At 65.0% G+C, this 21782-nt stretch carries 18 protein-coding genes and 1 riboswitch; of the genes, 11 read left to right on the forward strand and 7 right to left on the reverse strand.

The genetic code is table 11. The annotated features are described in order from the left end of the window. The first annotated feature begins 2 nt into the window (after positions 1 to 2). Entirely contained in the window at positions 3 to 566 is a 564-nt protein-coding gene (locus EO170_RS15915; protein WP_126946414.1) for a cytochrome b, read from the forward strand. An 11-nt stretch (positions 567 to 577) separates the two neighbouring features. Further along, positions 578 to 1147: a YceI family protein gene (locus EO170_RS15920; RefSeq protein WP_119127754.1), complete on the forward strand. Its 570-nt coding sequence runs from the start codon at positions 578 to 580 to the stop codon at positions 1145 to 1147. 688 nt (positions 1148 to 1835) lie between these two features. On the opposite strand, the gene EO170_RS15930 is transcribed toward EO170_RS15920, so the two are convergent. Then, complete coding sequence (locus tag EO170_RS15930) at positions 1836 to 2069, reverse strand: glutaredoxin family protein (protein ID WP_126945002.1); 234 nt, start codon at positions 2067 to 2069, stop codon at positions 1836 to 1838. Between the two features lie 85 nt (positions 2070 to 2154). Between EO170_RS15930 and EO170_RS15935 the strand changes: the two genes are divergently transcribed. Together EO170_RS15935 and EO170_RS15940 are read left to right on the forward strand one after the other, a co-directional pair. After that, on the forward strand, positions 2155 to 3537 hold the full coding sequence (locus EO170_RS15935) for an L-serine ammonia-lyase (protein WP_115677684.1): 1383 nt from the start codon (positions 2155 to 2157) through the stop codon (positions 3535 to 3537). Between the two features lie 113 nt (positions 3538 to 3650). Continuing rightward, positions 3651 to 4646: an alpha/beta hydrolase gene (locus EO170_RS15940; protein ID WP_104583005.1), complete on the forward strand. Its 996-nt coding sequence runs from the start codon at positions 3651 to 3653 to the stop codon at positions 4644 to 4646. A gap of 202 nt (positions 4647 to 4848) precedes the next feature. Here the strand turns inward: EO170_RS15940 and EO170_RS15945 are convergent, their stop codons facing one another. The 3 genes from EO170_RS15945 to EO170_RS15955 are packed head-to-tail and all read right to left on the reverse strand — an operon-like array spanning position 4849 to position 8179. Further along, complete coding sequence (locus tag EO170_RS15945; protein WP_164740202.1) at positions 4849 to 5937, reverse strand: homoserine dehydrogenase; 1089 nt, start codon at positions 5935 to 5937, stop codon at positions 4849 to 4851. Continuing rightward, positions 5934 to 7151: an O-succinylhomoserine (thiol)-lyase gene (locus tag EO170_RS15950; protein WP_115677685.1), complete on the reverse strand. Its 1218-nt coding sequence runs from the start codon at positions 7149 to 7151 to the stop codon at positions 5934 to 5936. The genes EO170_RS15945 and EO170_RS15950 overlap by 4 nt, the downstream gene beginning before the upstream one ends. Then, positions 7148 to 8179, reverse strand: coding sequence for a homoserine O-succinyltransferase (locus tag EO170_RS15955; protein ID WP_126946417.1), 1032 nt, complete (start codon positions 8177 to 8179; stop codon positions 7148 to 7150). Before EO170_RS15955 ends, EO170_RS15950 begins: the two co-directional genes overlap by 4 nt. Before the next feature lie 71 nt (positions 8180 to 8250). After that, a riboswitch (SAM riboswitch) is annotated at positions 8251 to 8371 on the reverse strand. 128 nt (positions 8372 to 8499) lie between these two features. Between EO170_RS15955 and EO170_RS15960 the strand changes: the two genes are divergently transcribed. The 4 genes from EO170_RS15960 (at position 8500) to EO170_RS15975 (ending at position 13896) form a co-directional block, all read left to right on the forward strand. Beyond that, positions 8500 to 9420, forward strand: coding sequence for a M23 family metallopeptidase (locus EO170_RS15960; RefSeq protein ID WP_126946420.1), 921 nt, complete (start codon positions 8500 to 8502; stop codon positions 9418 to 9420). 137 nt (positions 9421 to 9557) lie between these two features. Further along, positions 9558 to 11162: a peptide chain release factor 3 gene (locus tag EO170_RS15965; RefSeq protein WP_104583001.1), complete on the forward strand. Its 1605-nt coding sequence runs from the start codon at positions 9558 to 9560 to the stop codon at positions 11160 to 11162. 75 nt (positions 11163 to 11237) lie between these two features. After that, the gene (locus EO170_RS15970; RefSeq protein ID WP_115677689.1) at positions 11238 to 11882 is read left to right on the forward strand and encodes a hemolysin III family protein; all 645 of its coding nucleotides are present in this window, start codon (positions 11238 to 11240) and stop codon (positions 11880 to 11882) included. 58 nt (positions 11883 to 11940) lie between these two features. Continuing rightward, positions 11941 to 13896 (forward strand): AsmA family protein, encoded by a 1956-nt coding sequence (locus EO170_RS15975; RefSeq protein WP_126946536.1) that lies wholly within the window; start codon positions 11941 to 11943, stop codon positions 13894 to 13896. 642 nt (positions 13897 to 14538) lie between these two features. Here the strand turns inward: EO170_RS15975 and EO170_RS15985 are convergent. Genes EO170_RS15985 through mtgA form a run of 3 tightly spaced genes read right to left on the reverse strand, consistent with a single transcriptional unit; the run spans position 14539 to position 16716 of the window. Further along, positions 14539 to 14967: a CBS domain-containing protein gene (locus EO170_RS15985; protein WP_115049420.1), complete on the reverse strand. Its 429-nt coding sequence runs from the start codon at positions 14965 to 14967 to the stop codon at positions 14539 to 14541. After that, positions 14927 to 15973 (reverse strand): glycosyltransferase family 2 protein, encoded by a 1047-nt coding sequence (locus EO170_RS15990; RefSeq protein ID WP_126946539.1) that lies wholly within the window; start codon positions 15971 to 15973, stop codon positions 14927 to 14929. Before EO170_RS15990 ends, EO170_RS15985 begins: the two co-directional genes overlap by 41 nt. Positions 15974 to 15975: 2 nt before the next feature. Beyond that, complete coding sequence (gene mtgA / locus EO170_RS15995) at positions 15976 to 16716, reverse strand: monofunctional biosynthetic peptidoglycan transglycosylase (protein ID WP_126946426.1); 741 nt, start codon at positions 16714 to 16716, stop codon at positions 15976 to 15978. 74 nt (positions 16717 to 16790) lie between these two features. On the opposite strand from mtgA, the gene EO170_RS16000 reads away from it, so the two are divergent. From EO170_RS16000 to EO170_RS16010, 3 genes are all read left to right on the forward strand, one after another. Next, on the forward strand, positions 16791 to 17681 hold the full coding sequence (locus tag EO170_RS16000; protein ID WP_115677693.1) for an Hsp33 family molecular chaperone HslO: 891 nt from the start codon (positions 16791 to 16793) through the stop codon (positions 17679 to 17681). Between the two features lie 152 nt (positions 17682 to 17833). Next, positions 17834 to 18670: a hypothetical protein gene (locus EO170_RS16005; protein ID WP_180497030.1), complete on the forward strand. Its 837-nt coding sequence runs from the start codon at positions 17834 to 17836 to the stop codon at positions 18668 to 18670. Positions 18671 to 18910: 240 nt separating this feature from the next. After that, on the forward strand, positions 18911 to 21748 hold the full coding sequence (locus EO170_RS16010) for a TonB-dependent receptor (protein ID WP_104648198.1): 2838 nt from the start codon (positions 18911 to 18913) through the stop codon (positions 21746 to 21748). The last annotated feature ends 34 nt before the right edge of the window (positions 21749 to 21782 follow it).

Raw genomic sequence — 21782 nt, forward strand, 5'->3', positions numbered from 1 at the left:
GCATGACCCTGAAGAACGTCGAACGCTGGGGCGGTGTCAGCCAGACCCTGCACTGGCTGATCGCATTGCTGATCCTGGTGCTGGGCATCGTCGGCCTGACCATGGGCGAATTGCCCAAGACGCCGAAATACTTCTGGGTCTACACCGCGCACAAATCGGTGGGCCTGACCGTGCTGGCACTGGTGGTCGTCCGGCTGGGCTGGCGCGTCTACGCGGGCGCGCCGCCGCCGGTGGCCGGCACCCCACGCTGGCAGGAACGCATCGCCGGGCTGACCCACTGGCTGCTGTACGCGATGATCTTCGCAATGCCGCTGTCGGGCTGGTTGTACGACTCCACCAGCGGCCTGCGCCCGTTCCGCTGGTTCGGCCTGTTTGCCGTCCCCAAGCTCAGCCCGCCGGACGAACAATTGCGCGCGATTGCGCACTTCATCCACGAGTGGGGCTTCTGGTTGCTGATTGCCGTGGTGCTGGCGCATGCCGGCGCCGCGCTCTACCACCACCTGTTCCAGCGTGACGCCACCCTGGTGCGGATGCTGCCGCGCGGTTGGCTCTCTTCCAAACCTTAAAGGATTCCCCAATGTCGTCCAGGTTGTTCGCCTCTCCCCTGCTGGTCGCCGCGTCCCTGGTGGCCACGTTCGCCGCCGCCCCGGTCCTCGCTGCCGATTACGTGCAGGCGCCCGGCTCGTCGCTGGTGTTTGCCAGCAAGTACGACGGCGAAGTCTTCACCGGCAAGTTCCCCGGTTTCGACACCACGCTGCATTTCGACCCGGCCAACCTGGCCGGCGCCAAGCTCGATGTGCGCATCCCGCTGGCCAGCGCCGTCAGCGGCAACAACGACCGTGATTCGACCCTGCAGGGCCCGGATTTCTTCAACGTCGCCAAGTTCGCCACCGCGCGCTACCGCGCCGACAAGTTCCGCGCACTGGGCGGCAACCAGTACGCCGCCGACGGCACCCTGGAGCTGCGCGGCGTCAGCAAGCCGGTCACGCTGACCTTCACCTGGACCCCGGGCGCGCAGCCGGTGCTGGCCGGCAAGGCGACGGTCAAGCGCCTGGACTTCGGCGTGGGCGGCGGCGACTGGGCCGACACCAAGACCATCCCCAATGAAACCGCGATCAGCACCAAGGTCGTGTTCAAGGCGAAGTAACGCCACCGGCCGCAACCGGACGCGGCCATTGAACGGCGGACTACCTCGTCGGGTCCGCCGTTTTTTTATGCCTGGGAACCGGATGACACCGCGCGACAGCTAGACTCGGCATCCACCCCGGGTGTGGCTGACAACTCGAACTGGAAGCCGACAAAATGAGTTTGTTGGCCCCATCTTGTTAGGTGCAGTCAAAAGCCAAGGTCAAACGCTGAAGCCGGCCAGTTCAGCCGCGGCCGCCTGGTCGCGGAACAGCATCGACAGCTCGAAGTTCAGGCGAAATCGGTCGAGGGCGCGGCGCCCTCAACGCTCGCGGGACACGCCGTGAACCCGTCCCTGGGCCTCGGTGGCGGCATCCGTGCCGCCACACGGTCCCGCAACCGGCGAAGACACCGCACCAGAAACTTTGCCGATGGCTCTGTTGAAAACCATGCGCACCGACGTTCTCGACAGGTCCTGTCCGCCCGCCGTCGCGGGACCTTACGCGGCATGGATGCCGCGTAAGAGCCTACAAGGACGTCCTTGCGGCGTGTCCCGCGATGTTGGGCGGGCAAGGCCCCGGCAGCCAAGCAGCAGATCGGCCGACTTGCAGCGAAGGCCCAGACCATCCGCTCCGCACCAGACCGGCGCGACGTCGTTTTCAGCCGCTCAGAATCCACATCTGGCGCGTGCCGAGTGCGCGCACGCCGCATCATCGCGTGCCGGCATCCAACCACTCGCGCAACCGCCTGCTGTCGAACGGCCAGTCCAGCTCGCGCCCATCCGCATCGCACAGCACCGGCACACGCTCCCCATAAGCGGCCTCAAGCGCCGCATCGCCGTCGATGAAGACGCTGCTGAACTCGCCAGCGCGTGCCTGCGCCAGCACTTCCACGGCCTGGTCGCACAGGTGGCAGTCGTCGCGCTGGTACAGGATCAAGGCCATCGGGAGGTCTCATGCTGCGCTGCAGCCGTGCGGCAATCGCCGACCGACTAGAATAGCCGCCTTTACGCTCACCTCTCCGGCAAGCATGGCTGTCAGCACGTTCGACCTGTTCAAGATCGGCATCGGTCCGAGTTCCTCCCACACCGTGGGGCCGATGCGCGCGGCCGAGCGCTTCGTGCATCGCTGGCTGCTCGACGCCGGCCGCCTGCCCGATGCGGTGCGCATCCGCGCCGAAGTCTTCGGCTCGCTGGCCCTGACCGGCCGCGGCCATGGCACCGACAAGGCCGTGCTGCTTGGCCTAGAGGGCCACCGCCCCAACCTGATCGATCCGGACATCATCCCCGCCACGCTGGAGCGCATCCGCGCGAGCAAGCGCATCAACCTGATGGGCCAGCACGCCATCGCCTTCGACGAAAAGCGCGACCTGCCGATGAACAAGCGGCAGAAGCTGCCGTACCACACCAACGGCATGCGCTTTACCGCCTACGACGCCGATGAGGCGGTGATCGCCACGCGCGATTACTACTCGGTCGGTGGCGGTTTTGTGGTCAACCAGGACGATGCCGCCGACGACCGCATCGTGGCCGACGAAACGCCGCTGCCCTACCCCTTCCTCAGTGGCGACGAACTGCTCGCGCAATGCGCGCGCAGTGGCCTGAGCATCGCCGCGCTGATGTTCGAAAACGAAAAGAGCTGGCGCAGCGAGGACGAGATTCGCGCCGGCCTGCGCGAGCTGTGGGCGGCAATGCAGTCCTGCGTGGAGCGCGGCATCCGCCAGGAAGGCACACTGCCCGGCGGCCTGAACGTCTCGCGGCGCGCGCCGGCCTTGTATCGCGAGCTCTCCTCCAAACCGGAAGCGGCGATGCGCGATCCGCTGACCACGCTGGACTGGGTCAACCTGTACGCACTGGCCGTCAACGAAGAAAACGCGGCCGGCGGCCGTGTGGTCACCGCGCCCACCAACGGCGCGGCCGGCATCATCCCGGCGGTGCTGCATTACTTCGACCGTTTCTGCCCCGGCGCGTCCGAGCAGCGCATCTTCGACTTCCTGCTCACCGCTGCGGCCATCGGCATTCTCTACAAAGAGAACGCCTCCATTTCCGGCGCCGAGGTCGGCTGCCAGGGCGAAGTGGGCGTGGCCTGCTCGATGGCGGCCGGTGGCCTGGTCGCCGCGCTGGGCGGCAATCCCGGGCAGATCGAGAATGCCGCGGAGATCGGCATGGAACACAACCTGGGCCTGACCTGCGACCCGATCGGCGGCCTGGTGCAGATCCCGTGCATCGAACGCAACGCGATGGGCGCGGTGAAGGCGATCAACGCCAGCCGCATGGCCATGCGCGGCGACGGCAAGCACAAGGTGTCGCTGGACAAGGTCATCAAGACCATGCGCGACACCGGCCGCGACATGCAGGACAAGTACAAGGAAACCAGCCGCGGCGGGCTGGCGGTGAACGTCATCGAATGCTGAGCCGGGCGCGGCCCTGGGCCGCGCCATGCCTGTCCACCCGGCGCAGCGACGCTGTACGTCCCCACGACATTTCCCCGTGTACCGTCTGATGCTGGATTCCGACGGAGATCGCGATGCGACAGCTTGCCTGCACTCTCGCCCTTGCCCTTGCCTGCGGCCCCCTGATGGCGCAGGAAACCCGCTATGGCCCGCGCCTGGAGGGCTTCGACTATCCCTACCCGGTCAAGACCTTCGCGTTCACCTCGCAACAGCAGCCGCTGGAAATGGCGTACCTGGATGTCGCGCCCACCGGCAAGCCCAACGGACGTACCGCCGTACTGCTGCACGGCAAGAACTTCTGCGCCGCCACCTGGGAGCAGAGCATTGCCGCACTGAGCAAGGCCGGCTACCGCGTCATCGCGCCGGACCAGGTCGGCTTCTGCAAATCCAGCAAACCGGCCGCCTATCAGTTTTCCTTCGCGCAGCTGGCCGACAACACGCAGGCACTGCTGAAGAAGCTGGGCATCGAACGTGCCGTGGTGGTCGGTCATTCAATGGGCGGCATGCTCGCCATCCGCTATGCACTGATGTATCCGCAGGCCACCGAGCACCTGGCATTGGTCGACCCGATCGGACTGGAAGACTGGAAGGCCGAAGGCATTCCGTGGCGCAGCGTCGATGCGTGGTACGACAACGAACTGAAGATCAGTTTCGAACGCATCAAGAAGTATCAGATGGAGGTCTATTACGCCGGCCAATGGAAGCCCGAGTTCGAACGCTGGGCGCGCATGCAGGCCGGCATGTCGCTGGGCAACGGCAGGCAGGCGGTCGCCTGGAACCAGGCGCTGACTTACGACATGGTATTCAACCAACCAGTTGTCTATGAACTGCCCAAGCTCGCCGTGCCCACCACCTTGTTCATCGGCCTCAAGGACCGCACCGCGATCGGCAAGGACACCGCGCCGCCCGAGGTCAAGGCACGGGTCGGCGATTACACCAAGCTGGGCAAGCGGGCAGCGGAGGCGATCCCGAACGCGACGCTGGTTGAGTTCGCCGACCTCGGCCACTCGCCGCAGGTGCAGGACCCGACACGTTTCAATGCCGCGTTGTTGAAGGCGATTGCGCAGTAAGCAGTGCCGACGACAAAGCGATCGGCATGACCAACGCATCTGTGGAAGCTGCAGCGCGCGAACGGGCGAGCTGCAGCTGCGATGCGTTTGCAACGTATAGAACGGACAGCGGACCAGCCGTGCAGCCGATGATGCCATCGACTGCACGCGCACGGGCAGCTGCCCTCAGGCGGAGGCAGCGCCTGTCCGCGTTCTTCCCCTACTACCCAGCCACAATCCGCAACACGTCATCCAGCAACGCGGCCGCAGTCACCTCCGCGCCCGCGCCCGGCCCCTGGATCAGCAGGGGCTGCTGGCGATAGCGATCACTGCTGATGGCCACACGGTTATCGGTGCCGGCGCCACCGGCGAGCGGGTGATCCAGCGCCAGCTCGCGCAAGCCAACGCTGGCGCCATGCGCATCCACGCGGCCGACAAAGCGCAGGCAGCGTCCTGCAGCGCGCGCCTGCTGCCAGCGCGCGCCGACGACCTCATCCAGCGCGTCCAGCTGCGCATCCAATGCGTCAAGCGGCAGCCGCGCAATGCGCGTGGGCACCAGCGATTCCACATGCACCTGGTCGGCTTCCAGCTGCCAGCCCGCCGCGCGCGCCAGGATCAGCAACTTGCGCCGCACGTCCTCGCCTGACAGGTCGATGCGCGGATCCGGCTCGGTATAGCCGGCCGCCATCGCCTCACGCACGCAATCGGAAAACGCACCATTGCCGTCGTAGCGATGGAACAGCCAGGCCAGCGACCCGGACAACACGCCTTCGATCGAATGGATATGGTCGCCGCCCGCCACCAGCGCGCGCACGCTGCTCAACACCGGCAGCCCCGCCCCGACGGTGGCGCTGTCGCCGTAGTGCGCACCACTGGCGTGACGTGCCGCGTGCAGGGCCTGCGCGCGCGACAACGCGGTGCCCTGGCCCAGCTTGTTGGCAGTGACCACGTGCACGCCACGCAGCAGCCATTCCACGTGCCAATCGGCAACGACGTCGCTGGCGGTCGCGTCCACCAGCAGATCGCCGGCACGCAAGGCGGTGGTTTCTGCCCAGGGTTGCAGCACGGCCTGGCCACGCGGTGCGGCGTTGGCCTGTTGCAAGGCCTGCGCGGCGCTGGTACCGCAATCGTGGGCAATCCGCGAATTGGCCAGCCAGTCGAAGCGCGGCAACTGCAGCTGGCGCTCCTGCAGCGCGGTGTAGCGCGCCACGAACGCGCGCCCCACCGTCCCGGTGCCCAGCAGGGCCAGCCGTGGCGTCGGCGTCACCGCTGCCGCCGAAGCGCGGCGCGAAACAGGCAGCACGGTGCTCACGCGTCGACCTGTTTGCGGCTTGCGGTGGTCAGCGTTGCTTCGGCACGCGCCAGGCCGGCGCGCAGGTCGATCAACAGATCCTCGGCCGATTCGATCCCGATCGACAGCCGCAGCAGGCCATCGGAAATCCCGGCGGCAGCGCGTGCTTCGGCGGTCATCGCCGCATGCGTCATCGAGGCCGGATGCGCGATCAGGCTTTCCACACCGCCCAGCGACTCGGCCAGGGTGAAGTAGCGCAGGCCATCGACGAACGCGCGCACCGCAGCTTCGCCACCATCGAGCTCGAAACTCATCATCGCGCCGAAGCCCTTCTGCTGGCGCGCGGCCAGCGCATGACCCGGATGCGCAGCCAGGCCGGGGAAATACACCTGATTGACCACCGCATGTCCGTCCAGCAGCTCGGCGATCGCGTTGGCGTTTTCCTGGTGCACGCGCAGGCGCGCGTCCAGCGTGCGCAGGCCGCGCAAGGTGAGGAAGGCATCGAACGGCGACCCGGTCAGGCCCAGCGCATTGGCCCACCACACCAGTTGCTGGTGAAGCTCGGCATCGCGCGCCACCACCGCACCGCCCACCACGTCGCTATGGCCGTTGATGTACTTGGTGGTGGAATGCAGCACCAGATCCGCGCCGAACTCCAGCGGCTTCTGCAGTGCCGGCGACAGGAAGGTGTTGTCCACCACGGTCAGCGCGCCCACCTTCTTTGCCGCCTCGATGACAAAACGCAGGTCGGTGATGCGCAACAGCGGGTTGGACGGGGTTTCGATCAGCACCAGCCTGGGCGACTGCGCCAGCGCATCGGCCAGCGAACGCGGGTCGGTCAGGTCGGCCGTGACCAACGCAAAGTGGCCCTTCTTGGCCAGCGCATTGAACAGCCGCCAGCTGCCGCCGTAGGCATCGTGCGGCACCACCAGGGTGTCGCCCGGCTGCAGCAATGCATTGAGCACCAGGTTGATCGCGCCCATGCCGGTGGAGGTGATCACCCCGCCGGCGCCACCTTCCAGCTCGGCCAGCGCTTCGCCGAGCAGATCGCGGGTCGGGTTGCCGCTGCGGGTGTAGTCGTACTGGCGCTTGTTGCCGAAACCATCGAAGGAGAAATTCGACGACAGCACGATCGGCGGCGTCACCGCGCCATAGGCAGTGTCGCGGTCGATGCCGGCGCGGACGGCAGCGGTGGCAGCGGTACAGGGGGCGTCGGCGGGGTCACGAAAGCTCATGCGGTTTCTCCGGTGAGGCGAAGGGCAGTGGCGAGGATCGCGTCGATGCGATCGATTTCTTTCAGGAAGGCGTCGTGGCCATACGGCGAGCGCAATACGCGCAGGCTGCCGCGCGGCCCCAGGCCTTCGACCAGGCTGACCAGGTCGGCCAGCGGCACCAGGCGGTCGCCCTCCACCGCAACGACGACGGTGGGCACGCGTACCTGCGCCGGGTCGATGCGATGCAGGTCGATGGATTCGGACAGCCGCAGGTAGGCGGTCACCGGGGTGCGCGCGACGTACTGCGCGCCGGCGGCATCCAGGTAGTCTTCGGCGGCCACGCGCACGCGGCCGTTGATCACTTCCGGCGGCGCGTCGAAGCGCTCGCTGAATTCTTCCGGGGTGCGGTAGCTGAGCATGGCGAACTGCCGTGCCAGCGCCAGCCCATGATTTTCGGCGCATTGCAGCTGGCCCAGCGCCACCGCACGGCGCTGCAACGCACGCCAGGCGGCGGCATACGGATGCGCGCGATGCGCACCACTGACCGCAACCAAGGTGCCGACGCGGGCGGCATGGCGGCTGGCGAACTGCAGGCCGACCAGCGCGCCATACGAGTAGCCGACGAAGCCGTGCAACCGCGCGATACCCAGCGCATCCAGCAAGGCGGCGATCGCATCGGCCTGGTCGGCGGTATCGATCGGCGCATCCAGCGTGCCGTCGGCGCCGAGAAAATCGAACGACAACAGGCGCCGCGAGGCCGGATCCAGCGCGCGGCCGGCACCGACCAGGCCATCCACCCAGCCCTTCTCGGGGAACAGGCCGCTGGCGGCCAGATGGCGATGCGCGGAAATCCCGCCGGCCACGAACACCACAGGTGCATTGGCGGCGCCGACCAGTTCATAGCGCAGCCGCAGCTCGCGCATGCCGGCATGGCGCATCGGCAGGGCAATGACCAGTTCGCCGCGCACGGCAAGCACGCCGTCATCGGTGGCGGCAGATGTATCGGTCTCATCGGGTGTGGACGGCGATGCTGTATTCACGAGGCTCATGGCGATATCCGGGGTGGATCGGCCATCGAGCTTCGCGGGAGCTCGCGTTCGACGTGCGCAAGGCACGATTCGAACCATCTTTCGGCGGACGCGGTGGTCCCCGCAGGATTTGGCACCAAACGCGGGCGCTTGCGCGCTCCGCTGGCTGCCCCGGCATCAAAGGGCCTGTCCCTCCGCCGGTCTCGATGGTGGAGCCAAGATGCCACCGCTTTTTTGCGATGTCAATCTCTTCATGCGGATGGAAAGATATATTTTCATCCGATACCACTCCGGCCTGTGATGGACCGCATACTTGAGGCCCCTTTAGTTGAGCCGATCACGTGCCCCACCACGTGTCTCGCAGCACCCCGACCGCCCTCGCCCGGTCTTTCATCATTGCGGCCCTGGCGTGTCTCGCGCCGGCCAACGCGCAGCAGCGCTGGCATTGGCCCGGTGCCGCGAACACGCCTGCGAGCTCGCCAGCGGTCGCAGCTGCGCAGACTGCGGCTGCATCGGCCGACATCGGCCCGTCACTGCAACTGGAGTGGCAGGCTCCGGCTTACCTGGCCTGGGTCAGCAACCCGCTGGCCGGACCCGCACAGGTGCAGCTGAGCGCACCGCCCAGCGAGGACTATCGCGCCGTGCCGGCATTGCCGCTGACGGTGCAACTGGCGGCACACGAGCGCCGACTGCTCGCCCGGCTGTATCCGGCCAGCAACCAGCGCAGCCTGGCCGGCCTGGGACTCACGCTCGATCTGGTGCCCGGCGATCCGCAGGCCCGCGCGCAGCAGCAGGTGCGCTACCGGCTCCCGTTCCGCGATGCGCCGATACGCGTGGACCAGGGCTTCGGCGGGGCCTTCAGCCATGCCGATGCGCCCAACTGGTATGCGGTGGACTTTGCATTGCCGCAGGGCACGCCGGTGCTGGCAGCGCGCGAGGGCGTGGTGATGGAGGTGCGGCAGGATGTCATCGAAGGCGGCCCGCAGGACCAGGCCGCCGGCGGCGGCAACCTGGTGCGGGTGCTGCATGCCGACGGCAGCATGGCCATCTATGCCCATCTGGCGCCCGATGGCGTGGCGGTGCGCCCGGGCCAGGTGGTGCGCACCGGCGAGCGCCTGGGCGCCTCTGGCAATACCGGCTACAGCACCGCCCCGCACCTGCATTTCGCGCTCCAGCGCAATGCGGACCTGCGCCTGATCGCGTTGCCGTTCCGGATGCTGGGCCCCCAGGGCGAGTTGCAGTTCCCCTCGCCGGCACCGTGAGTGACGGCCGCCCGGCGAGCGCCGGGCTATCGACCGGGAAGGCCCAGGCCAGGGCCACAGAGGCCCGCCGCGGCGAAGCCGCTATAATCACCGGCTTCCTCAGTTTCCGCAGGCGTCCGACCGGGCGCGCTCAGCCCATGTCCGACGTCTCCAACGAAGCCGCGCGCCGCCGCACCTTCGCCATCATTTCCCACCCCGATGCGGGCAAGACCACGCTGACCGAAAAGCTGCTGCTGTTCGGGGGTGCGATCCAGATGGCCGGCTCGGTCAAGGGTCGCAAGGCCGCCCGTCACGCCACCTCGGACTGGATGGCGCTGGAAAAGGAGCGCGGCATCTCGGTCACCTCCTCGGTGATGCAGTTCCCGTACGAGGGCAAGATCGTCAATCTGCTCGACACCCCCGGCCACGCCGACTTCGGCGAGGACACCTACCGGGTGCTGACCGCCGTGGACTCGGCGCTGATGGTCATCGACGTCGCCAAGGGTGTGGAAGAACGCACCATCAAGCTGATGGAAGTCTGCCGCCTGCGCGACACCCCTATCATGACCTTCATCAACAAGCTCGATCGCGAGGGCAAGAACCCGATCGACCTGCTGGATGAAGTCGAAACCGTGCTCGGCATCCAGTGCGCCCCGGTCACCTGGCCGATCGGCATGGGCCAGCGCCTGAAGGGCGTGGTGCACCTGATCACCGGCGAGGTGCACCTGTACGAACAGGGCCGCAACTTCACCCGCCAGGATTCGACCATCTTCCCGTCGCTGGATGCCCCGGGCCTGGCCGAAAAGATCGGCGCACAGATGCTGGCCGAACTGCGCGACGAACTGGAACTGGTGCAAGGCGCCAGCAATCCGTTCGACCTGCAGGCGTACCGCGCCGGCCAGCAGACGCCGGTGTTCTTCGGCTCGGGCGTCAACAACTTCGGCGTGCAACCACTGCTGGATTTCTTCGTCGAGCACGCACCGCCGCCGCAGGCGCGCGACACCACCGGCCGCCGGGTCGAGGCGACCGAGGCCAAGCTCAGCGGCTTCGTCTTCAAGATCCAGGCCAACATGGACCCGCAGCATCGCGACCGCGTGGCCTTCATGCGCGTGTGCTCGGGCAAGTTCACCGCCGGCATGAAGGCATTGCACGTGCGCAGCGGCAAGGACGTCAAGCTGGCCAACGCGCTGACCTTCATGGCCTCCGACCGCGAGATCGCCGCCGAAGCCTGGCCGGGCGATGTCATCGGCATCCACAACCACGGCACCATCTCCATTGGCGACACGTTCACCGAAGGCGAATCGCTGTCGTTCACCGGCATTCCCAACTTCGCACCGGAACTGTTCCGGCGTGCACGCCTGCGCGACCCGCTCAAGCTCAAGCAGTTGCAAAAGGGCCTGGCGCAGCTGTCCGAAGAAGGCGCCACGCAGTTCTTCCGCCCGTTGATGAGCAACGACCTGATCCTGGGCGCGGTGGGTGTGCTGCAGTTCGACGTGGTGGCCTACCGGCTCAAGGACGAATACGGCGTGGATGCGATCTTCGAACCGGTGAGCGTCACCACCGCGCGCTGGGTGCATTGCGACAACGCCAGGAAGCTGGAAGAGTTCCGCGAGAAAAATGCCGGCAATCTGGGTATCGACGCCGCCGGCCAGCTGGTCTATCTCGCCCCGACGCGGGTGAACCTGCAGCTGGCGCAGGAACGCGCGCCGGACGTACGTTTCTCTGCCACGCGCGAGCATGCGCATGCCAGGGCGATCGATTGACCGCGGCTTGAACCAAGGCGCGCAACCGCACCTGCCGGCGATGCGAATTGCTCGCAATTGCGGTACCTTTTTGGCATGAACGCAGACGCCTCCCCCTCGACCGACCTGCGCGACGAGATAGCCAGCGCCGTGACCCACGGTCTGGGTGCCATTGCTGCATTGGCTGGCGGTTCGGTGCTGATCACGCTGGCCGCCATCTATGGCGATGGCTGGCAACTGGCCACCTCCATCGTCTTCAGCGCCACCCTGGTACTGCTGTACGTCGCCTCCACGCTGTTTCATGCCATTCCGCATCCGGGCGCCAAGGCGCGCCTGCAGGTGCTCGATCACTGCGCGATCTATCTGTTGATCGCCGGGACCTATACCCCGTTCACGCTGATCAATCTGCGCGACTCCTGGGGCTGGGGATTGTTTGCCGCGATCTGGACGATTGCCGCCGCCGGGGTGATCTTCAAACTGTTCTTCACCGGTCGTTTCCGCCTGTTGTCGACGGTGCTGTATCTGGCGATGGGCTGGCTGATCGTCGTGGCAATCCAGCCCTTACTGCGCTCGGTCGATACCTGGTCTCTGTGCTGGCTGCTGGCCGGCGGACTCTTCTATACGCTGGGCACGTATTTCTACCAGCGCGACACCCAGCGCTATTTCCATGCGATCTGGCATCTATTCGTGCTGGCCGGCAGCGCTTGCCACTTCGTTGCGGTGATTGCGCAGGTCATGTGAGGCACGATCTGCGGCGCGTTCGCGCGCCGTGCACGAGCCATCGCCAACCATGGCCCGCGTGAACAACGTGACCGACACCTCAGCTGCATCTCCTTCCCCCACGCCACGTCGTCGACGCTGGCTGGCCGGGTTCGCCATCGTCGCCGCCATCGTGGTGGTCTTCGTGCTGCTGTTCCAGTGGAACTGGCTGCGTGGCCCGGTCGAGCGCCTGGTCAGTGCCAAGACCGGTCGCGAATTCCACCTCGGCTATCTGGATGTAAAGCTGGGACGCACGACCACGGTGCGCGGCAATCGGCTTAGCCTGGCCAATGCGGCATGGTCAAAGCGCGGGCCGATGGCCGAGCTCAACTCGGCCGAGATCGATGTCGAGTTGTGGCCGCTGCTGCGCGGCAAGCTGCGTCTGCCGGAAATCCGTCTGGATCACCCGACCGTCCTGCTGGAAGCAGGCGACGACACCCATCCCGGCAACTGGGTCTTTGATCAGGACGATGGCGATGGGACGATGCCGCGCCTTGGCCGCCTGCTGGTGAACAACGGGCGCCTGCAATACATCGATGCAGCCAATCGCTCGGATGTGGACGTGGCAATCAACAGCCTCGCCCCTCCGAGCAGCGACCAGCGTGCGGCGCCCATCGGCATCGATGGCAAGGGCCGCTGGAAGGGCTATCCCTTCACGCTCAAGGGCAACACCGCCTCGCCGCTGGAGCTGAGTCAGAGCGAGCATCCGTTCCGTATCGATCTGCGCGGCAGCGCCGGCGCCACCCGCACGCACGTGCGCGGCACCTTGACCAACCCGTTCCAGTTCCAGGTCTTCGATCTGCAAATGGCACTCAGCGGCCAGGACATGCAGGATCTGTATCCGCTGACCGGCGTGGCCATGCCGTCGACGCCGCCGTACAAGCTCGATGGTCATCTGCGCCGCAACGGCCAGCTCTGGCGCTACGAAAAGTTCACCGGCACCGCCGGCGATAGCGATCTGTCAGGTACCGCGGAAGTGGACCTGCGCAACAAGCGTCCGTTCCTGCGTGCGGATCTGGCGTCCAAACGCCTGGATTTCGACGACCTGGCAGGCTTTGTCGGCGCACCGCCGAAGACCGGCGCGAACGAGTCGGCAAACGCCGAACAGAAAAAGCAGGCCGCACAACTCGCAGCCAGCGCCCGCGTGCTGCCCAGCACACCTTATGACCTGTCCAAGCTGCGTGCGATGGATGCGCAGGTGCGCTGGCGCGCGCAGCGCATCAATGCGCCGTCGTGGCCGCTGGACGACATGGATGCCTCGCTGACGCTGAAGGACGGCCTGCTACAGCTGGATCCGCTCAACTTCGGCGTTGCCGGCGGCGACATCCGCTCCACCATCCGCATGGATGCGCGCAGCGAGGTGATCACCACGCACCTCAAGGCAGGTCTTCGCGGCATCCGGCTGGATCAACTCTTCCCCGATACCGCCCTCGCCAAGCAAGCCTCGGGTGCCATCGGCGGCGAGTTCGATCTGCGTGGCCGCGGCAACTCGATCGGCGCGATGCTCGGTACCGCCGACGGCACGATCGGCGTCGGCATGGGCCGTGGGCATGTCGGCAACCTGATCATGGAACTGGCCGGGCTGGATATCGCCGAGTCGCTGAAATATCTGGTCACCAAGGACCGTCAGATTCCGGTGCGCTGCATCTTCGGCGACTTCGGGGTGCAGGACGGCCTGATGCAATCGCGTGCGCTGGCCTTCGATAGCACCGACACCATCATCGTCGGCGAAGGCAGCATCAGCTTGAAGGACGAGACGCTGGACCTGCTGCTGCGCCCGCGCCCGAAAGACCGCAGCATCCTGAGTCTGCGCTCGCCGTTGCGGATCGGCGGCAGCTTCAAGGACCCGACCTTCCGTCCCGACTTCAAGGCGTTGGGCTTGCGTGGCGCACTTGCAGTCGGCCTGGGCATGATCGCCCCGCCCGCCGCCTTGCTCGCGACCTTCGAACCGGGTCCGGGCAAGGACAGCGACTGCGGTGGCAAGTTCGCGAAATAAGCTCGCTGCAAGACCCTGGGCGACCAGCAAACCAGCCAGACGCTGCAGCGATGGTGGCAACGTGTTGAGCGTATGCAGTTTCTTTGACGAGTGCACTTCTCAACAGACACATGCAGCGATGGCGAACAGCGGCATCGGTTCTTGCAGTCAGGATGCTCAGGCAAACGCTCGGTGAGTCGTGCGCGGCACCTCACCGCTCGCAGGACGCGCTGTGAATTCGTCCCTGGAAGCTCGGTGGCGGCATCCCTGCCGCTATACGATCCTGCAATCGACGAGGACACCGCACCAAAAAGTCGGTCGAAGGCCACGTGAAAAAGCTTCTGGTAGCACGAAGGGGATCGGACGTTGATCCGCATCGCTATCGAACGAATGCATCGTGCATTGCTTGGACCATGCACACCGAATATCCCGACAGGTCCTTGCCCGCCCACCGTCGCGGGACCTTACGCGGCATGGATGCCGCGTAAGAGCCTACATGGACGTACTTGCGGCGTGTCCTGCGATGGTGGGCGGGCAAGGGCCCTGCAATAGGCTGCAGATCAAACCCCCTGACACTCATCTCTCTGCCCGCCACACTCATCAAGCCAGCCCGGGCAGAAGCGCCGTTCAAGGCAAGACGCAGGGAACCCAGCCGACACGGCTCTAGCTGGCGATGTAACGCTGCAATTGATCGATATCGTGCTGCTGGCGCTCGATCACCGCCTTGACCAGATCGCCGATGGAAATCACGCCCTGCACGCGGCCGTTGTCGACCACCGGCAGATGCCGAAAGCGTCCGTCGGTCATCAACTGCATGCAGCGCTCCACCGTGTCTGACGGCGACACCGTCACCACCTGGGTGCTCATGATCTCGGCAACACTGGTGGTCGATGAAGCGCGGTCGCGCAGCACCACCTTGCGCGCGTAATCGCGCTCGGACACGATGCCGACCAGCCGTGGTCCGTCCATCACCAATACCGCGCCGATGCCTTTCTCGGCCATCATCCGGATCGCCTCGATCACTGCAGCGTCTGCCGCCACGGCGAACACCTCAACCTGCTTGGTCCCCAATAGCTGTCGTACGGTCTGCATGGCCCGCTCCGCGCTTGGTCTGGTGGTCGCAGACTACTCCCACCACGCCGCGGTGGGTATCGACCAGGTACAGCGGACGCTGCTTGGCCTCGTCATATAACCGGCCCAGGTATTCGCCGATCAGGCCCAGGGCAATCAGCTGGATGCCGCCAAGGAACAGGATCACCGACATCATGGTCGGCCAGCCGGCCACCGGGTCGCCCATCAGCGCCGCCTTGATCACCACCCAGCCACCGAACAGGAATGCCACCAGCGCGGTAAGCAAGCCCAGATAGGTCGCCGCGCGCAGTGGCACGGTGGAAAAACTGGTGATGCCATCCAGCGCGAAGTTCCACAGCCGCCACACCGTGAACTTGCTGCGCCCCGACAGCCGCGGCGCACGCCGATACGGCAGCGCCACCTGGCGAAACCCGACCCAGCCAAACAGCCCCTTCATGAAACGGTGGCGCTCGCGCAGCTGCTGCAAGGCCTCCACCACCCGCGGCGACAGCAGTCTGAAATCCCCGGTATCGGCGGGAATCGGCGTGCGCGACAACTGCCGGATCACCCGATAGAACGCATGCGCCGCGCTGCGCTTCAACCAGCTCTCGCCCTCGCGAAAAATCCGCGTGCCGAAGATGTTGTCGTAACCGGCGCGCCACAGCGCGACGAATTCGGGAATCAGCTCCGGCGGGTCCTGTCCATCGGCATCGAGCAGCACCACCGCACCGGGCAACACATGGTCCAGGCCGGCAGAAATGGCTACTTCCTTGCCGAAATTACGCGACAGCCGCACTGCGCTCACCTGCGGGTCGGCATCGGCAAGTGCCTGCAGCACGCTCCAGGTGCCGTCGCTGCTGCCATCATCGACATACAGCACATGCGTCTGCACGCCATGCAAGCCGGCCAGCACTGCGCACAGGCGCGGGTGCAGCTGCGGAATGCTGGTCTCCTCGTTATAGGCCGCAATCACCACCGTCAGGTGGTCTGCTGCCAACGGCAGCTGGGCGGGGCCGGACGTCTGCATGCTCATGGCGCCTGCAGATACGCGGGGCCGCCCAGCTGGCGCGCCTGCCGCTGGATCCATGCCGCCCGCCGTTGCACATAGGCGCCGGGACGACGTGCGTCATAGCGGCGTGGCGAAGGCAGTACCGCTGCCAGACGCGCCGATTCGCCCGGCGACAGCCCCGCCGCATCCTTGCCCCAGAACTGCCGGGCAGCGGCCTGCGCGCCGTACACCGCGTCGCCGAACTCGGCAACGTTGAGATACATCTCCAGAATGCGCTGCTTCGGCCACAACAACTCGATCAGCACCGTGTACCAGGCCTCCAGGCCCTTGCGCAGCCAACTGCGGCCCTGCCACAGGAACACGTTCTTGGCGACCTGCTGGCTGATCGTGCTGGCCCCGCGCACGCGTCCGCCGCGCGCATTGTGGTCGCGCGCCTTTTCGATCGCCTGCAGGTCGAAGCCGTGATGCAGCGGAAACTGCTGATCCTCCGCAGCCACCACCGAAATCGGCAGGCTGGCGGCGATCCTGTCGTAGTCGCGCCATTGCTGGTGCAGCGAAAAACGCCAGTCGCCCTCGCCCCAGGCTTCCAGATAGCGCCCCACCATCATGCTGCTGACCGGCGGATCGATCACCCGCAGCACCAGCACCTGCAGCACGCTCGCGGCAGCGAACAGCAGCGGGGCCGCCAACAGCCAGCGCAGCCAACGCCCCGCGCGCCGCGGTGGCGCCACCTGCTTGCCATCCAATGCATCCGTCCCCATTGTTCGCTACGACCTTTCATTCCGATGCTCGTTGCATTATCCGGCAACCGGCGTCCCTTACGTCCGATGTCCCCATGACCGATCACGATCAGCTTTCCCGTTTCCTGCTGCCTGCCGCTGGCGTGCGCGGCGTCCATGTGCGCCTGACCCAGGCCTGGCACGACATCCAGGGGGCGGCCGACTACCCGCCCGCCGCCCGCCAGTTGCTCGGCGAAGCAGCGGTGGCCTCAGCCTTGTTCACCGGACACACCAAGGTCGACGGGCGCCTGTCGGTGCAACTGCGCGGCAACCAGACCCTGCGCACCCTGTTCGCCGAATGCACCGCAGCCGGCACCTTGCGCGGCATCGTGCAGCTGGCCGACGGTGCCGATGCGCCCGCCGACCTGCGCGAACTGGGCGAGGCCGCGCTGCTGGCGATCACCATCGAGAACCCCGGCCTGGACCCGCGTGAACCACAGCGCTACCAGAGCCTGGTCGGCATGCAGGCGCCGGACCTGGCCGAAGCCTTCGAAACCTATTTCCATCAGTCCGAGCAGCTGCCGACCCGGCTGCTGCTGGCCGCGGGCCCGGACCAGGCCGCCGGCCTGTTGCTGCAAAAGTTGCCTGGCGACGAAGGCGACAACGATGGCTGGACCCGCATCGGCGCCCTGTTCGACACCCTGGGCGCACCGGAACTGCTCTCGGTCGCCAGCGAGGACCTGCTGCACCGGTTGTTCCACGAGGAAGACACCCAGTTGCTGGGTAGCAAGCCGCTCAGCTTCGGCTGCTCCTGTTCGCGCGAGCGGGTCGCTTCGATGCTGCAATCGCTGGGCGAAGACGAGGCGCGTGCCGCTGCCGAGGCGACCGGCGAGGTCGAGGTCCGCTGCGAGTTCTGCGGGCGTGAGTATCACTTTCCGTTGACCGCGCTGGACGTACTTTTCAGCGGGGCGCAGCCGTCATTGGACGCGCCGGAAAGGTTGCAATAGATAGCGTTGGTGCTGCATTCCGGGGAACGCGGCTACTTGTTAAATAATCATAAACGCCCTAGCATTCTGATTGCCCGCTCTCGGGAACTTAACAACTGCCCCTGGGTCTGAACTCTGGTATGCGACACCTTCTTCGCCTTCCGCTCGCTTTGCTGGTTGCCCTCGCGGCAGCCACGGGTGCGCACGCGCAGTCAGCATCCCAGCAGTTGCGCGAGAGCACCATCCTGCCGGTGTGGAACAAGGGGAGCGGAAAGGTCGAAGCCTTTCTGTACCTGGAGCCCACTGGCGAGCAGAAGGCTGGCGCACGCTGGCACTTCGGTCGCAACTCGCTGGACGCGGCCTTCGGCCTGACCTCCGGCGATTCGCTGGGCCTGATCTGCAACAGCAGCCGCGGCACCAACATCAACGGACTCGCCAGCCACTGTCTGCTTGCAGGCATCGGCGACGACGAGGAAGACAGCGCCGCAGCATCGCGCCGCGTCTCGGCCACGCTGGGCTTCAACCGCGCTGGCGCCCGCGCCGGCGTCACCGCCGGCACTGGCCGCGACACCCTGCCGGCCTGGTTGATCGGCGCCGGCAAGGCACCGCTGACCCGCGTCGAACAGAACGACCTGACCGTATTCGGGCAGAAGAACATTGGCCGCGAAGGCTTCGTCTCGATCGGCGGGACCTATGCGCGCGCGCGCCTGGTGCCGCTGGCCGACGTTTCGCCGGCGATCGCCGACCAGTGGGACAGCAAGACCCTGAGCGTCGGTGGCGGCTACGGCGCCTTCAGCGCCAACGTCATCGGCCGCGTCGTCGATGTTCCCGGCCAGCCGGAAAAGTGGGAAGGTCTGGGCCTGGGCCTGACCTGGCGTACTCCCTGGAGCGGCCAGTTGACGGTCGGCGCCGAGAACGTGATTTCCCGTGGCAAGAACCCGTTTGCGCCGAGCAACGAAAGCAACAGCGACGGTACGATTCCGTACGTCCGGTACGAGCAAGACCTCTAAGTCATTGATTTTAAATGATTTAACGTGACGCCATCGGCCCGCAGCCGGTGGCGTTTTTCGTTCTGGCCATGTGCCCCACGCGGCCTTTCACGCCTTTCTTCTTTTTCGTTAACGGGACTTTAATTTCTCGCATAACGCATATACCATCGGTTCACCCTGACGTTTTGGATCCGCTTCTTCGGACCCCCCGACAGGCAAACAACCCTTGGCAGTACCCAAGATCACTTGGAGAGAGAGCTAATGAATTGCAAGTCCAACAAGCTGCGCGATGCAGTCGTCCTCGCGCTTGTCGTGGGCGTCGGCGGTACCGGTACCGCCATCGCCCAGGAAGCCGGCGGCACCACCAACCTCGACAAGATCGAGGTGACCGGTTCGCGCATCAAGCGCGCCGACGTGGAAACATCGCAGCCGGTCTTCAGCATGAGCCGTCAGCAGATCGAATCGCAGGGTTTGACCTCGATCGGCGATGTGATTCAGAACATCAGCACCAATGGCTCAGCACTCAACACCAACGTCAACAATGGTGGTAACGGTGAGACCCGCGTCAACCTGCGTAACCTCGGCTCCAACCGCACCCTGGTGCTGGTCAACGGTCGTCGCTGGGTCGGCGGCACCGGATTGGGCGGCGCGGTCGACCTCAACACGATTCCGACTGCTGCCGTCGAGCGCATCGAAGTCCTGAAGGATGGCGCTTCCACGATCTACGGCTCTGATGCTATCGCCGGTGTGGTCAATATCATTCTGCGTCAGAACTTCGACGGCGCGGAAGCAAACGCCTACTACGGTCAGTACGATAAAGGCGACGGCAGCCGCGAGTCCTATGATTTTACAATTGGCTCGGCTGGCGATCGCTGGCACGCGACCTTGGGCGTGGGCTATGTAAAGGAAGAGCCCGTTTGGGCGGGTGACCGCGAAATCTCTGCCGTTCCAGTGTTTGGTGCTGTTCCTGGTACCGGTAACAGCTCAACCACTCCAAGCGGTCGCTTTGCAGTGTTTGGCCCCACCGGTGCCACCAGCAATGGTGCGACGCGGCTGAATGGCGCGCCTGGCTACTTTGTGACTGGTAACGGTGGTACCACTACCCGGCCGTATACGGCAGCGGACAGCTACAACTTCGCTCCGACCAACTACCTGGTAACTCCTCAGGAGCGTAAGTCCGTTTTTGCTGATGCAGGTTTGAGCATCACCGATAACGTGCGCTTCAAGACGACAGTTACCTACAACGAACGCGAGTCGTCCCAGGTTCTGGCGGCAATGCCGATCGTGCTCGGTCGCGCTGCCCCAGGTACCAACGGTGCCAACATCGTCATCGATGCCGACAACATCTATAACAACTTCGGCCGTGACATCGACTACATCCAGTATCGTGCAAACGAGACCGGTGGCCGCATCTACTCGCAGAACGTCAAAACGTACGGCTTCAACGGCGCTTTCGAAGGTGACTTCGAAGTTGGCAGCCGCTTCTTCAATTGGGAAGCGGGCATGTTTTACGGCAAGAACGACCAGACCGACATCACGACTGGCTTCTTCAACATTTCTGCTCTGCGGAGTGCGCTGGGTCCGTCCTTTGTCGATGCAACCGGTGTGGCCCGTTGCGGTACGGCTGCCTCGACGATTGATGGCTGCGTCCCGCTGAATCTGCTGGGCGGCGCCGGTTCGATGACGCCTGAGATGATTGACTATGCTGGCTTCAAGGCACATGACGTCTACGGCTATGAGCAGAAGAGCTACTACGGCAGCATCGGTGGCGAGCTGTTCGATATGCAGGGAGGTGCGTTCGCCTTCTCGCTGGGCGTTGAACATCGGGAAGAATCCGGTTTTGACGATCCGGATGCGTTGATCAACTCCGGTGACACAACCGGCAATGCCCGTACCGCAACCAGTGGCGGGTACGACTTGGACGAAGCTTATCTCGAGTTGGCAGTGCCGCTGTTGGCAGATTTGCCGGGCGCCCAGCTGCTCGATTTCAGTCTGGCTACGCGTTACTCCAAGTACAGCAACTTCGGCGACACGACCAACAGCAAGTTTGGTTTTCGCTGGAAGCCCATCACTGACTTGATGATCCGTGGTAACTGGTCAGAAGGTTTCCGGGCGCCGTCCATCAGCGAACTGTTCTCGGGCGTGAGTGACACCTTTGAAGACGTTCGCGATCCGTGCGCCGGCTCGTACACCGATGGTAGCGTCAACGGTGCAATTCCGGGCTCCTGCGCAGGTGTAACGCCTTATGCTCAGGCAAATTCGCAGATCCGCACCACCGTAGGCGGCAGCGAGGCCCTCGGACCTGAGACCTCCACATCCAAAACGCTCGGCTTCGTTTACAGCCCAGGCTTCGTGACGGGTCTGGACATCGCAGTCGACTGGTGGACCGTCAAGATTGAAAATGCGATCGATACCCAGACTGCCCAGGAATTGCTGGACAGCTGCTATGTCGCTGGCATCCAGTCGACCTGTGCGTTGATCACCCGCGAAAGCACCGGTGAAATCTCGAACATGCTTGCCGTTCCTCGCAACATTGCCAGCATCGAAGCCGAAGGTTTTGACTTCACGTTCGGCTATCGCTTGCCGGAAACCGCGTGGGGAAGCTTCAGCTTTGTTTGGGACTCAACCTATTTGACCAAGTTCACCGTTGACAAGCCTTTGCAAGACCCCGAAGAGCGTGTGGGTTTGTATCGCGGTGGCTCGGCGAGAGACAACAATTGGCGCTTGCGTTCTAACCTGATGGCCAATTGGGAATTGGGCGACGTCGGCAGCTCGGTTGCAATGCGTTATTACAGCTCGCAGGTCGAAAACTGTACTGGTGCCAACTTGGCCAACCCGACCAATATCGGCCTGCTCTGCTCTGATGCCGATCGCGTTACCAGTGCGGGAGCTGCTCCGCGTAACCACGTGCCGAGTGTCACCTATACAGACATCAGCGCCTACTGGAAAGCACCCTGGAATGCCCGCGTCACTGTGGGTGTGAACAATGCCTTTGATCGTGATCCGCCGCAGTCGGCAACGGCATTTGCCAACAGCTTTGACTCGCAGTACGAAATCCCGGGTCGCTTCTACTACATGCGTTACACCCAGAAGTTCTGATAATCGGCTGCTTATGTAATGCGTAACCAAAACC

Origin of the sequence: Xanthomonas sp. BRIP62409 (assembly GCF_003992965.1) — a bacterium.
Classification (GTDB): Bacteria; Pseudomonadota; Gammaproteobacteria; order Xanthomonadales; family Xanthomonadaceae; genus Xanthomonas; species Xanthomonas euroxanthea.